Raw genomic sequence first — 12,769 nt, forward strand, 5'->3', positions numbered from 1 at the left:
GCGGAACGCGATCCGGGCCGAGTCGTATTCGCTAGTGCCGCAGCGGCAGGATGCGGCCCGGTCCCGGACCGGGCTTGCGGCCGAGCCCGCCGAGAACGAGCCGTTCCTCGGGTGACCCGATATGGGTGGGCGGCCCGTGCGGCCACCATTCGTCGAGTGGAGTGAGCCCCGGCTCTACTATCTCGAGCCCGCCGAAGAGTTCCCGGATCCGATCCGGGCTGCGGTACCGGACCGGGCCCAGACCCGCACCGGCGTGGGCGTATTCGAGTTCGACGGCGAGTTCGTGCAGCTCCGGGTACGCGGGGCCGGGGTCGCAGTAATGGCTGATCGCCACATGCGATCCCGCGGGCAGGAGGTCGGCGTAGCGGGCTACCACCCCGGCCGGATCGTCGTGCTCGCCGAGGTGATGCAGTACGGCGCCGAATATCACCGCGATCGGCCGGCGCATATCGAGGTAGCGGCCGGCCGCGGTCAGGGTCGCTTCGGCATCGGTGAGATCACCCGGCAGATAGCGGGTGTTGTCGTTGCGTTCCAGCATCGCCCGGCCGTGTGCGACGCAGAGCGGATCGTCGTCCAGGTAGACGAATTTCACCTCGCCGCGCCCACATTCCTGCGCGACGATATGCAGCGGGTCGCGGGTCGGCATACCGGCGCCGAGATCCAGGAACTGCCGGGCCCCCGCGGTTTCGGCGAGGAGCCGGACCGCGCGGGTCAGCCAGCGCCGGTTCATCCGGTGAACCTCGCCCTGGGCCGGTGCTATCCGGCGGATCGCGTCGAAGGCGGACCGATCGACCGCGTAGTTGTCCTTACCGCCCAGGCTGTAGTCGTAGGCGCGGGGCACACTGGGCCGTCCGGTATCCGGGCCGACGGGTCGGGCGCGGAGCGATTCCGCGGTGTCGGTCGTCATCACGCCTCCGTCACATACCGGGCGGTTGCCTTCTCTCGAAGGCCTTGTGACGGTAACACGGCAACATAATCCATGGCTATGTTGCGATTTCGGGTTTGCGGAATCGATATGCGCGCGTGGTGGTCTCATCCGAGCCGAAGAAAGTGAAACGCGATCGGCTCCCTCGGTGTGAGTCGGAGCGGTTTGCGGGTATGCGCGACACAGGAACTCGATGACCTCGCTCGGAGGTCACGGTCTCCGCTGGAAAACCAGGAGGTTCTCATGCTCGCCACAGCCGCTGCCGTCGTGTTCGGTCTCGCGCTCATTCTCGATCTGGCCGACGCCACCCTGGGCGATTCGGTCAACGGTGGCACTCTGATCATCGTCGGACTGTTGCTCGTCGCACTCCATCTCGCGGGATTCGGAACCCGCTCGGGGGCCGGTGGCCGCTCGTGGAACTGGCGGCGCGCCCGCCGGTGACCCGGCGCCGTACCGATGAACGGCGTGGCCTCGGGAACGCGCGGAGCGCAGCGTCTCCCGAGGCCTCGCCGGGCTAGCGCATCGCGGTCCGCCGCAGCCGGGTATTGACGAATTCGCCCATACCCCAGCGTCCCAGCTCGCGTCCGTAACCGGACTGCTTGACGCCGCCGAAGGGCAGTCCCGGCAATGTCGTCCCGTGCTCGTTGACATAGGTCATCCCGACGTCGAGGCGATCGGCGACCTCGGCGGCGTGCCGGGGATCGGCGCTCCAGACCGAACCGCTCAATCCGAAATCGACATCGTTGGCCAGGCGTATCGCCTCGTCCTCCGAGGAAACCCGGTAGACCATGGCGGCCGGGCCGAAGATCTCCTCCGAGTAGGCGTCCATCTCCGGCGTGATCCCGGTGATGACGGCGGGCCGCAGGAACGCGCCCTCGCCCGCCATCGGCGAGCCGCCGGTGTGCAGGGTCGCGCCCTGGCGCACCGCGGTCTCTATCTGCTCCGCGACGGTATCGCGCGCCGAAACCGACGACAGCGGGCCGACTTCGGTCTCGGGATCCGACGGATCGCCGACGATCGCGCGATCGAATTCCGCCACCAGTCCCCGGACGAAATCGTCGTAGAGTTCATCGAGCACGATGAAGCGTTTCGGTGAATTGCAGGCCTGCCCCGCATTCGACAACCGCGCGCGGGCCGCGGTCCGGACGGTTTCCCGCATATCATCGGTGTCCAGCAGGATGAACGGATCGGATCCGCCGAGTTCGAGAACGGACTTCTTCAAATTCTTGGCCGCCTCGGTGGCCACCGCGGCGCCCGCTCTTTCACTACCGGTGAGCGAGACGCCCCGAATGGCCGGATGTGCCAGGAACGCGGCGATCTGATCGGAACTCGCGTACACGTTGATATAGACGTTCTCGGGTACAGAAGCGTCGTGTAGTGCCTTGGCCATGAGATCCGAGGACGCCGCGCAGATCGACGCGTGCTTGAGAATTATCGAATTGCCCAGCAACAGGTTCGGCGCGGCGAAGCGGGCGACCTGATAGTAGGGATAATTCCACGGCATCACACCGACCAGCGGGCCGATCGGCAAGGTTTGCACGACCGACTCCGCGGCCCCCTGGGGATCGAGCTGCTCGGTCGTCAGCAATTCGGGCCCGTGCTCGGCGTACCACCGGTAGATATCCGCGGCGAGCTGTACCTCGCCGGCGGCCTGGGCAGCCGGTTTGCCCATTTCGCGGGTGATGGCCGCGGCGAGTTCGGCCGACCGCGCCTCGTACAGGTCCGCGGTCCGCGCGAGCGCGGCGGCTCGTTCGGCAACGGGTGTCGCGCGCCAGGCCTCGAAGCCTTCGGCCGCCTTCTCGGCGATATCGGAAATCTGGTCGTCGGCCAGCCCGGGGAATTCTTGTTCAGTAGTACCTGTGGTCGGGTTCGTCGTCACATAAGTACTCATGTCGCAATGCTACGGACCGATGGTGCCTGATTCGATCGCCCGCGATCGTGGTACTCGTGGCGGTCAGCGTTCGGAAAGCAGCCCGGAATCCCGGATCGCCTCGGCCAGAGGTTCCAGTACGGCCGGATCGTGCGGTGTCGGCAGATAGACGATCGCGAGATCCAGTCCGGCGTCGCCGAGCGTTGCGGCCCAATCGACGATCGACCCGTAACCGAGGGCGGGGTCGAACCGCGTCTGAGCCGAAAGCGTGATTTCCTTCGGGTCGCGGCCGATATCGGCACAGTGCGCTGCCAGCACGTCCCGTTTGCGAATGAATTCCGCGGGGGTTCCGGCCACGAAATTCCAGTGCTGGGCGTAGCGGGCGGTGATCCGGAGGGTGCGCTTCTCGCCGTTGCCGCCGATACAGATCGGGGGATGCGGGCGCTGCGGCCCTTTCGGTTCGTTGCGGGCGTTCTTCAATTGATAGAACTTCCCGTCGAAATCGGTGGTTTCCCGGCTCAGCAGTCCGGTCAGGACCTGGCACGCCTCTTCGAAGCGGTCCATTCGCTCGCCGACCGTGCCCAGCTCGATGCCGTAGGCCCCGGATTCCTCCTCGTTCCAGCCGGCGCCGATACCGAGTTCGAGGCGGCCGCCGGAGATGATGTCGAGGGTGGCGGCCATATTGGCCAGCACCGCGGGATGGCGGTAGTGCACGCCGGTGACCATGGTGCCCAGGCGCAGGCGCCGGGTGGCCTGCGCGAGTGCGGTGAGGGTGGTCCAGCCCTCGAGGCAGGGGCCGGTGGGGTCGGAGAAGATCGGATAGAAATGGTCGAACGTCCAGCCGGACTCGTAGATATCGATCTCGTCGGCGGCCCGCCAGACGGCGAGCATATCGGCCCAGGTGGTTTCCTGCGGTGAGGTCTTGAACGCGAATCGCATAGCGCCAGGCTATGAGTTGGAGTGCACTCCAGGTCAAGCCGGAGCGCGGTGTGTCGGCACCGCCGGAACGGCGGACGCCGGATATGCGCGCGGCCGTCGGCCGGTGGTCCCGGTCACCGTGGGTTCCGGCGCCGTGCCGGTGCGTGCGGCCCGGGATAGACTCGCCTCGCACGGTTCACCGCCGCCGAGGAGCGTTGTTCAGCAAGGGGAGTCCGAGCGGATGGATCGCCGGAACACCGGGATCAGCCGGCGCGCCGTGTTGTACGCCGCGGGCGCAGGGGTCGCCCTCACCGCGCTGGCGCAGCCGATGGCGGCCGAACCGATCACCCGGACCGCATCCGGTGGCCCGGCGCGGTACGCGATACGCGCGGACCTGGCGGAACAGGCGGTCGTCTCCCGGCACGTGCGCGCACTGTGGGGGTTGCCGCGGATGCGACTCGGTGCGCTCACCTGGCCCCGGACCCTGCCGGAACAGTCGTTCGCGCAATGGCACTACTGGTGGCAGGCGCATCTGCTCGACTGTGCGGTGGACGCCGCGTATCGGGCGCGCACCCCGGAACGCGTCGACCGGGTCGCCGCCCTCGCGCGCGGTATCCGCGCCCGCAACCTCACCGGCTGGACCAACCGGTACTACGACGATATGGCCTGGCTGGCACTGGCTCTGGAACGGGCCGACCGATTGCTCGGTGTCCGGTTCGGCGACGCGGTCGGGGAATTGCGAACCGCGCTGATGGGCGGCTGGAATCCCGATGTCGGCGCCCTGCCCTGGCGGACCGGCGACGACTACTACAACACCCCGGCGAACGGCCCGGCCGGGATCGCGCTGGCGCGGCTGGGTGAAATCCCGCGGGCCCGGGGGCTCGCCGATTTCCTGCACGCCCGATTACGCGACGACATCAGCGGCCTGATCCTCGACGGTGTCCACGAGCCCGGTGGCCGGCTGGACCGGACCGTGCACACCTACTGCCAAGGGGTCGCCATCGGGCTGGACACCGAACTCGCGCTGCGCACGGGTGACCCGGCGCATCACCGGCGCGTGCGTGAGCTCGTCGCAGCGACCCGGGCCCGGCTCACCGATGGTGGGGTGATCCGCGCGGCCGCCGACGACGACACCGGGCTGTTCATGGGAATCCTCGCGCGCTACCTCGCGGTGGCGGCGCTGGAACTCGGCGACACCACCGCGGCGGATATCGTGCACGCGTCGGCGCGGGCGGCCTGGGACCATCGCGCCGAGGTGGACGGGCTGCCGTTGTTCGGCGCGGATTGGACGAGGGCGGTGTCGGTGCCGGAGCGGCCGGGAGCCCTGCCGCAGTTCGCGGATTCGTCGGCGGTGGTCTCGGCGAATCTCAGCCGCGATCTATCGGTGCAACTGAGCGGCTGGATGTTGCTCGAGGCCGACCACCGGCTCACCGCGGCCGGACGCTGAGACCGGCGCCCGCACCGGCCCGTCCGGCTGGTCGCGGCGGTCGCCGCGGCGGCGTGGGGTGCGGGCCAGCGGGGCACCGCTCTCCTGGGGTAACCCGAGGCTAAACTAACCTGCGGCCACGCCCGCTATTTCACAGCCACCGGAAGACGCCCGACGAATCGAGGACGAACCCAGTGCCCCCACCCGCCACCACGTTGCCGCGGAAGGCGCTGTCCCGGACGGCGGCACTGCTGGTCCTGACCCTGGTGCTGGTCGCGCTCCTGGCCGGTGGACTGTTCGTCGGCAGTGGCGACTTCCCGGCGCACGACGCCTGGCGCGCGTTGTTCGACGAGGGTGCCCCCACCACCCTGGGCGTGATCAGGGAGCAGCGAATACCCCGCACACTGCTGGCGGCGCTGGTGGGCGCCGCGCTCGGAGTGGCCGGTGCGGTGATGCAGGGCCTGACCCGCAACCCGCTGGCCGATCCCGGGATCCTCGGGGTGAACTCCGGCGCCTATTTCGCCATGGTGCTCGGCTCGGTCGTGGCGGGGGCGGCGGGCGCCGGACTGCTCTGGTGGTCGCTGGGCGGCGCGTTCGCCGCCTCGGTGCTGGTCTATTTCGTCGGTTCCCGCGGGGTCGGTGGCGCGAGTCCGGCCAAACTCGTGCTCACCGGTGTCGCGATCGCCTCCATGCTCAGCGGACTCGCCTTCGGGCTGACCATGATTCATCCGAAGACCTTCGACGCCATCCGCGGGCTGCTGGTCGGAACCCTGGACGGCCGCGGCTGGCCGCAACTGTCGACCACTTGGCCGCTGGTGCTGCTCGGATCGATCGGCGCGGTCGCGCTGGCGGGATATCTCAACGCGCTCGCCCTCGGTGACGATCGGGCCAATGCGCTCGGCGTGCCGGTGTCCGGGGTGCGTGCCGCCGGTTTCGTCGTCGTCACCGTGCTCTGCGGTGCGGCGACGGCGGCGGTCGGGCCGATCAGTTTCGTGGGCCTGATGGTGCCGCACGCGGTGCGGTTGACCGTCGGCCCCGATCACCGCTGGATGATTCCGCTGTGCCTGCTGGTCGGGCCGATCGTGCTGGTGGGCTCCGATCTCGTCGCCCGCGTCGCGACCGCCGGTGAACTGCCGGTCGGGATGGTGACCGCCTTCCTCGGGGCGCCGGTGCTCATCTGGCTTGCCCGGCACGAGAAGGGGGCGCAATGGTGACCCCCACCGCGCCGCCGGCCGCCCGCTGGCCGCGCCGGATCCGGTTCCTGCGGGCGCCTCGCCTCGGGCTGAGCCTGCGCGTCGATATGGTCTCGGTGGCGATCACCGCGGCTTTCGTCCTGATCACCGCGGTCGTCGGGATCCTGTCGCTGGGTGCCAGCACGACCAGCACTCCCGGACTGGGGTTCGTCGAGGTGCTGCGGGTGCTGACCGGGCAGATCGGCGGCAGGCCCGCCGATCACGTCGCGGACTGGCTGCCGGTGGTGGTCACCGCGATACTCGGTGGTGCGTCTCTGGCGCTGTCGGGAGCGATCTTCCAGACCCTGACCCGGAATCCGCTCGGCAGCCCGGACATCATCGGTTTCACCACCGGTGCCAATACCGGTGCCCTGGTCGCGATGCTGGTGCTCGGGCTCGGTACCGGCGGCGCGACCGCCGGCGCCCTGCTCGGTTGCCTGCTCACCGCGCTGGTGGTCTATTTCCTCGGTATGCGCGGCGGCACCGGCAACTACCGGTTCATCATCGTCGGGATCGGTGTCTCGGCGATGCTGCTGTCGCTCAACGGCTATCTGGTCGCCACCGCCGATGTCCAGAACGCCGGCGCGGCGGCCGCCTGGGGCATGGGCAACCTGCGGGGTCTCACCATGGTCGATACGGTGCCGGTGCTCGTGACGCTGGCCGTGCTGGTCCCGGCGCTGATGATGGTCGCGCCCCGGATGCGGATGTTCGAACTGGGTACCGATTCGGCGGCGAGCAAGGGCGTCGACACCGGGCGCACCCAGATGGCGTTACTCGTGATAGGCGTCGGATTCGCGGCGGCGACGACCGCGATCGCCGGGCCGATCGCCTTCGTCGCGCTGGTAGCACCCCAGGTGGCGGCCCGGATCACCCCCAGTGCCGGGATCCCGCTGGTCACCTCCGCGGCCGTGGGAGCGACCCTGCTGGTTTCCAGCGAGGTGGTGGCACGCACCGTCCTCGCGCCGCAGACCCAGCTCCCCGTCGGCGTGGTCACCACCTCCCTGGGCGGTGGGTATCTGCTGTTCCTCCTGCTCGCCCGGTCCCGAAAGGCTCGCCCGTGACCAGCAATTCCCTGTCCGCCCCCGGACGGCTCACCGGCACCGATCTGCGGGTCGGATACGGCGAGCGCACGGTGATCGCCGATCTGGATGTCGTCGTCCCCGACGGATCGTTCACCGTGATCGTCGGACCGAACGCCTGCGGAAAATCGACACTGCTGCGGACGCTGTCGCGGCTGCTGCGCCCGCAGCGCGGGGCGGTACTGCTCGACGGGCGCGATGTGACCGGCTACGGGGGTAAGGAATTCGCCCGGAAGGTCGGACTGTTGCCCCAACAGTCCATCGCGCCGGACGGCATCACGATCATCGACCTGGTCTCGCGTGGACGGTTCCCGTACCAGAAGATGTTTCGCCAGTGGACCGAGGAGGACCAGCGCGCGGTCGATTTCGCGCTCCGGGTCACCCGGCTGACCGACCTGTCGACGCGACCTGTCGAGGCCCTGTCCGGAGGCCAGCGTCAGCGGGTGTGGATCGCGATGGCGCTCGCGCAGCAGACTCCGATCCTGCTGCTGGACGAACCGACGACCTTCCTCGACCTGGGTCACCAGATCGAAGTGCTGGACCTGTGCGTCGATCTCAACAAGCGGGGCACCACCCTGGTCGCGGTACTGCACGATCTCAATCAGGCCGCCCGTTATGCCTCGCACATCATCGCGATGCGCGGCGGGGAGATCGTGGCCGCCGGCGCGCCCGCCGACATCATCACCACCGAGCTGGTCGAGCGGGTCTTCGGCGTGTACTCGCAGGTGATCGCCGATCCGCAGACCGGGACCCCGCTGGTGGTCCCGCTCGCACAGGGAGCGGTCCGGACCGACAGCGCGTGAACCGTGCCCGCCGGGCACCCAACCGAGAAGGAGAACCATGTCGCGACGGCGTATCAGCGTGGTGGTGGCGGTGCTGGCGAGTGTGGTCCTGGGCGCGGCGGCCTGCGTCCGTTCCGACGAGACCACCCACGAGGTGTTCGACGATCCCGGGGCGGCCCCCGGCTATTCGCTGCCGGACGCGCCGCGGGTGGTGGCGCTCGGCTGGTCCGACGGCGCCGTGGCCCTGGAACTGGGGGTGAAACCCGTGGCCATCTACGACTGGATGGGTTTCGGGGAGGACACCTCGGGTGTCGGGGAGTGGGACGCGGCGGCGTTCGGGGACAGCACACCCGAGTTGCTGTCCGCGCAGAGCGCCGGGGAATTCAATATGCAGCAGATCCGGGAACTCGACCCCGACCTGATCCTCAATGTGCGAGCGAAGGACGACAGCGGGGTCACCGACGAGCTGCGCGAGATAGCGCCGGTGGTGACCGCACCCGAGGGCACGGGGGATTTCGCGGTCGATTGGCAGACCCAGGCCGAGATCATCGGTGCCGCGCTGGGGAAACGCGATGTGGCGGACAAGATCGTCGCGGAGACCACGGCAGCGCAGCGGGCCGTCGCCGACCAGCACCCGGAATTCGCGGGCCGGACCTTCGTCTACGCCGCCAAATACGGCACCGCCTACGGCGCCTACCTGGCCGGTGACGCCCGCTTCGATTTCTTCGCCGACCTCGGTTTCGTGCAGAACCCGCCGGTCACCCGGCTGCCGAGTTCGGGATTCTTCGCCCAGGTCCCCGTGGAGCGAGTGGGGGACCTCGACGCGCAGACCGGCGTGTTCACCACGATCGGGTTGCCCTTCACCGATCTGGAGAACGACACCCTGATCAACTCCCTGGCCGTGGTGCGCGACGGTCACGCGGTGCGGTTGCCGGAGAGTGATCCGGCCGTCCAGGCCTTGTCCGCGGGCACCCCGGAGTCGTTGCGATTCGCGCTGGACCGCATCACCCCGCAGCTGTCGGCCGCGGTGGAGTGAGTCATCGTGGCACGGCCGCGCGGCTGTCGAGAGCGCGCAGGGTGGTGAGCAGCCACCACAGCGCGACGGTCAGCAGGCCGCCGCCGGCGCCGTAGACCAGGAAGGCCGCCCGGGCCGGCACCGTGCTCGCGATACCGCCCGCCACGACCGCGCCCAGCGAGAGCGCGATGGTGAGCTGCGCGGTCCACAGGCCCGAGACCCGGCCGCGGAACTCGTCGGGGGTGTGCGCCTGCACCACCGCGAACCGGGCGATATCACTGACCACCCGGCCCGCGCCGTGGGCCGCCAGCCCGGCGAAGGTCACGACCGTGGTGGCGACGAGCCCGGCTCCGGCGAGCCCGGCCGCCGAGACGAGAGTGGCCGCGAAGATCACCTGGCCGCCGCGCCGGATCGAGCCGGTCCAGCCGGAGGTGAGCGAGCCGAGTACCGCCCCGGCCGCCGGAGCCGCGAAGAGCAGGCCCGCGGTGGTCTCGCCGCCGTGCAGGACCTCGCTCACATACTCCGGAACGAGGACGTTCCAGCCCGACAGCAGCATGGTGACACAGCCGACCAGCAGGGTCGCGCCGACAATGCGGTGCCCGGCGACGAAACGCACTCCCGTCAGCGCGGCGCGCAGCGGCGTCTCGGCGCGGCCGCGGGCCGCCTTCATGGGGCCGAGTCGCGCGAGCAGCAGGGTGGTCGCCAGCCCCGCGGCCGCCGCGATCCAGTAATTGGCCGCCACACCGAGCCAGGCGATGAGCAGGCCGGCGAGCGCCGGAGCCGCCATATGACCGAGGTCGGCGGTCAACGCCATCAACGCGGCCCCGGCGGCCAGCCGGTCGGGCGGGATCAGGCCCGGTACGGCCGCGACCAGGGCGGTCTCGGAGATCCCGCCGGTCAGCCCGTCGACGACCGCGCAGAGCAGGATCACCCAGAGTCGTGGTTCGGGCAGCATCGCGTTCACCGCGAGGGCGGCGAATCCGAGTGTCGCGACGGCACGGGAGGCCACGATCACCGCCCGGCGGTCGTAGTGGTCGGCCGCCGGGCCGCCGATCAGGGTCCCCGCGAACGCGGAGATCCCGATGACCGTGGCGACCGTGGCGACCATGGCGGTCGACCCGGTCAGCCGGTAGACCTGGATCGGCAGGGCGACCACCAGGAACCCGATTCCGAAGACCGAGATCGACCGGGCCAGGAACAAGGTCCGGAACTCGGGACCGGAGCGCAGCGGTGTCAGGTCGACCGCTATCCGGCGTGGCGGGATCACGGATGCGTTGCGGCGCTGTTCCCCGGCCACGGGCGGCTCCTCTCGATCGCACCGCCCGGCCGGTGCGACACGGCGACTGCCGGTCGAGGCTACCGGCCGGCAGGTGGGCCGGATCGATGCGGTGCGCGCGGGCCCGATAAGCGGCCACCTCCCGCAGCGGCCGCGGTGCCGGGAGCACCCGGCCGTCCGGCGGGTGCCCGGAACGCGGACCGAGTCGCGCTCGCCGAAGGGTCCGGCGCCCCAACGGGATACAGTGGGGCATATGTTCGGCGACAGCACGCGGCTCGAGCGCAAGATCGATCGGCTCGAGCGCAAACTCGATCTGATCCTCGCGCATCTGGATATCGAGGATCCCGAGACGGTCGATTTCACCGAGATCGACGACCTCCTGCGACGGGATCAGAAGATCGCGGCGATCAAGCGGTTCCGGAAACAGGATCCCGCAGCGAGCCTGAAGGAGGCCGCGGACGCCGTGGAGGCGCGCCGGCGGCTCCTGTAGAGGCCCTTCCGGACACTGTGTCCGGACATCATGTGCCGGGCGGCAGGGGGGACCGCGTGGCCCGCGTATGATCCCGGTCACCGGGACGAATACGCCGGGGAGACGTCTCCAAATGGCTCTGAACTGCGGTTTTCCGGAAACAGGTATGTACCCGGCCGTTCGGCCCGCGTGCCCCGGCGCCCGGTAGCCGATGCTGGAAACCGTACGAGTCGGCACCAGCACATCGAGGCGTGTATGTACGAGTGGAACCCTGGGCACACGGGAAACTGCGGTGACTTCTACGCGGAATGCACCGAGACCACGATGGTGATCCGCCGTTGCGGCAGCTGCCGCGCGCTGTTCGCGCCACCGGTTCTGCGCTGTTCGTCGTGCCGGTGCGACGAATTCGAACGTGTGCCCGCGGCCGGCAGCGGATCCGTGGTGTGCTGGCGGAAGGTGGCCTGCGCAGCCACGGCGGGCGCCGACGCGGTGGAATCGACGCTGGCGATCGTGGAACTCGACGAAGGGCCCTGGGTCTACACCGTGATCGACGGTGAACTGCCGCGGGCCGCGCGCCGGCCGGTCCGGGTGCGATTCCAGGCCCCGCCGCGGGGTGACCGGTTCCCCGTTTTCGCCGTCACCGCGGTACCGGAGGTATTACCGGGCCGAGACAAGGTGTCGCCCGTCCTGTGATCGCCGCTCGCGGGCGCCGGGGATATCCCGGCGATACAGTTGAGTAGGCGAGAGGGGCCGCGCATGGAACCCGGTGCCCATCTGCATACCCGAGGGATCGCCCGACCGCGATGAGCGGCGACGACCCCGTCCGTACCCGCCGCGAGTCCACGGCGACCGTCGCGACGGAACTCGACGCCGCCGGATTCGAGGACGCGGCGGAGGTCGGACGCGGTGGTTTCGGCGTGGTCTACCGATGTACCCAGGAACCGCTGGACCGCACGGTCGCGGTGAAGGTGCTCACCACCGAATCCGACGAGGACAACCGGGCGCGGTTCGCGCGCGAACAGCGGGCGATGGGCCGGTTGACGGGGCACCCGAATATCGTCACCGTGCTGGAGGAGGGGATGACCGCCCGCGGCCGGCCGTACCTGGTGACGCCGTTCTATCCCCTGGGCTCCCTCGACGCCTGGGTCCGCCGGCACGGCCCGTTATCGGCCGAGGACGTCCTGCAGATCGGGGTGAAGATCGCCGGGGCGCTGGAGAGCGCGCATCGGCTCGGTATCGTGCACCGGGACGTGAAGCCGGGAAATATCCTGCTCACCGACTACGGGGAACCCGCGCTGACCGATTTCGGGATAGCCCATATCGCGGGTGGCTTCCGCACCGCCGCCGGAACGGTGACCGGATCACCCGCCTTCACCGCACCCGAGGTGCTCGAGGGCGAGCCTCCGACCCCGGCCGCCGATGTGTACGGGCTGGGCGCCACCATGTTCTGCGCACTCACCGGGCACGCGGCGTTCGAGCGGCGCAGCGGCGAGAAGATGGTGACCCAGTTCCTCCGGATCACGAACGCGCCCCTGCCGGATCTGCGTGAACAGGGCGTGGCCGCCGATATCAGCGATGTGGTGGAAGCGGCGATGAACCGGGATTCCCGGGAGCGGCCATCGGCCGCCGCGCTCGGCGAAACCATTCGGGAGGTGCAGCAACGGCACGGATACGCGGTCGACGAGATGGCGCTGCAGGAGCGCGGCACCGCTGCGGACCCGCCCGGGCAACCCCGGATACCGGCGCAACGCCGGCCGATCGGCCCGGACTCCACCGG

13 protein-coding genes are annotated in these 12,769 nt (G+C 69.6%); 9 read left to right on the forward strand and 4 right to left on the reverse strand.

All coding sequences use genetic code 11. The features are described from left to right. Positions 1-31: 31 nt before the first annotated feature. Positions 32-907, reverse strand: coding sequence for an SAM-dependent methyltransferase (locus ACWDU1_RS19410; protein ID WP_450000256.1), 876 nt, complete (start codon positions 905-907; stop codon positions 32-34). 261 nt (positions 908-1,168) lie between these two features. Between ACWDU1_RS19410 and ACWDU1_RS19415 the strand changes: the two genes are divergently transcribed. Continuing rightward, positions 1,169-1,366 (forward strand): hypothetical protein, encoded by a 198-nt coding sequence (locus ACWDU1_RS19415; protein ID WP_450000257.1) that lies wholly within the window; start codon positions 1,169-1,171, stop codon positions 1,364-1,366. Positions 1,367-1,439: 73 nt separating this feature from the next. Here the strand turns inward: ACWDU1_RS19415 and ACWDU1_RS19420 are convergent, their stop codons facing one another. Continuing rightward, positions 1,440-2,816, reverse strand: coding sequence for an NAD-dependent succinate-semialdehyde dehydrogenase (locus tag ACWDU1_RS19420; protein WP_450000258.1), 1,377 nt, complete (start codon positions 2,814-2,816; stop codon positions 1,440-1,442). 63 nt (positions 2,817-2,879) lie between these two features. Beyond that, positions 2,880-3,734: an LLM class F420-dependent oxidoreductase gene (locus ACWDU1_RS19425; protein ID WP_450000260.1), complete on the reverse strand. Its 855-nt coding sequence runs from the start codon at positions 3,732-3,734 to the stop codon at positions 2,880-2,882. Positions 3,735-3,954: 220 nt separating this feature from the next. On the opposite strand from ACWDU1_RS19425, the gene ACWDU1_RS19430 reads away from it, so the two are divergent. From ACWDU1_RS19430 to ACWDU1_RS19450, 5 genes are all read left to right on the forward strand, one after another. Continuing rightward, a complete protein-coding gene (locus ACWDU1_RS19430; RefSeq protein WP_450000262.1) occupies positions 3,955-5,160 on the forward strand; it encodes a glycoside hydrolase family 76 protein in 1,206 nt (401 codons plus the stop codon). Between the two features lie 173 nt (positions 5,161-5,333). After that, complete coding sequence (locus ACWDU1_RS19435; RefSeq protein WP_450000264.1) at positions 5,334-6,353, forward strand: FecCD family ABC transporter permease; 1,020 nt, start codon at positions 5,334-5,336, stop codon at positions 6,351-6,353. Beyond that, positions 6,347-7,432 (forward strand): FecCD family ABC transporter permease, encoded by a 1,086-nt coding sequence (locus ACWDU1_RS19440; RefSeq protein WP_450000265.1) that lies wholly within the window; start codon positions 6,347-6,349, stop codon positions 7,430-7,432. Before ACWDU1_RS19435 ends, ACWDU1_RS19440 begins: the two co-directional genes overlap by 7 nt. Beyond that, entirely contained in the window at positions 7,429-8,253 is an 825-nt protein-coding gene (locus ACWDU1_RS19445) for an ABC transporter ATP-binding protein (RefSeq protein ID WP_450000267.1), read from the forward strand. The genes ACWDU1_RS19440 and ACWDU1_RS19445 overlap by 4 nt, the downstream gene beginning before the upstream one ends. A gap of 37 nt (positions 8,254-8,290) precedes the next feature. Then, the gene (locus ACWDU1_RS19450; RefSeq protein WP_450000269.1) at positions 8,291-9,268 is read left to right on the forward strand and encodes an ABC transporter substrate-binding protein; all 978 of its coding nucleotides are present in this window, start codon (positions 8,291-8,293) and stop codon (positions 9,266-9,268) included. Position 9,269: 1 nt separating this feature from the next. On the opposite strand, the gene entS is transcribed toward ACWDU1_RS19450, so the two are convergent. Beyond that, on the reverse strand, positions 9,270-10,544 hold the full coding sequence (gene entS, locus ACWDU1_RS19455) for an enterobactin transporter EntS (protein ID WP_450000271.1): 1,275 nt from the start codon (positions 10,542-10,544) through the stop codon (positions 9,270-9,272). A 232-nt stretch (positions 10,545-10,776) separates the two neighbouring features. Here entS and ACWDU1_RS19460 point away from each other — a divergent pair, with 232 nt between their 5' ends. The 3 genes from ACWDU1_RS19460 to ACWDU1_RS19470 form a co-directional block, all read left to right on the forward strand. Next, a complete protein-coding gene (locus tag ACWDU1_RS19460; RefSeq protein ID WP_450000273.1) occupies positions 10,777-11,013 on the forward strand; it encodes a hypothetical protein in 237 nt (78 codons plus the stop codon). 234 nt (positions 11,014-11,247) lie between these two features. Next, positions 11,248-11,685 carry a Zn-ribbon domain-containing OB-fold protein gene (locus ACWDU1_RS19465; protein ID WP_450000274.1) on the forward strand — a complete coding sequence of 146 codons (438 nt, stop codon included), beginning with the start codon at positions 11,248-11,250 and terminating at the stop codon, positions 11,683-11,685. Positions 11,686-11,795: 110 nt separating this feature from the next. Continuing rightward, the coding region (locus ACWDU1_RS19470) for a serine/threonine-protein kinase (protein ID WP_450000276.1) at positions 11,796-12,769 on the forward strand (974 nt) is incomplete at its 3' end.

The sequence above is a fragment of the Nocardia sp. NPDC003345 genome (assembly GCF_053589395.1).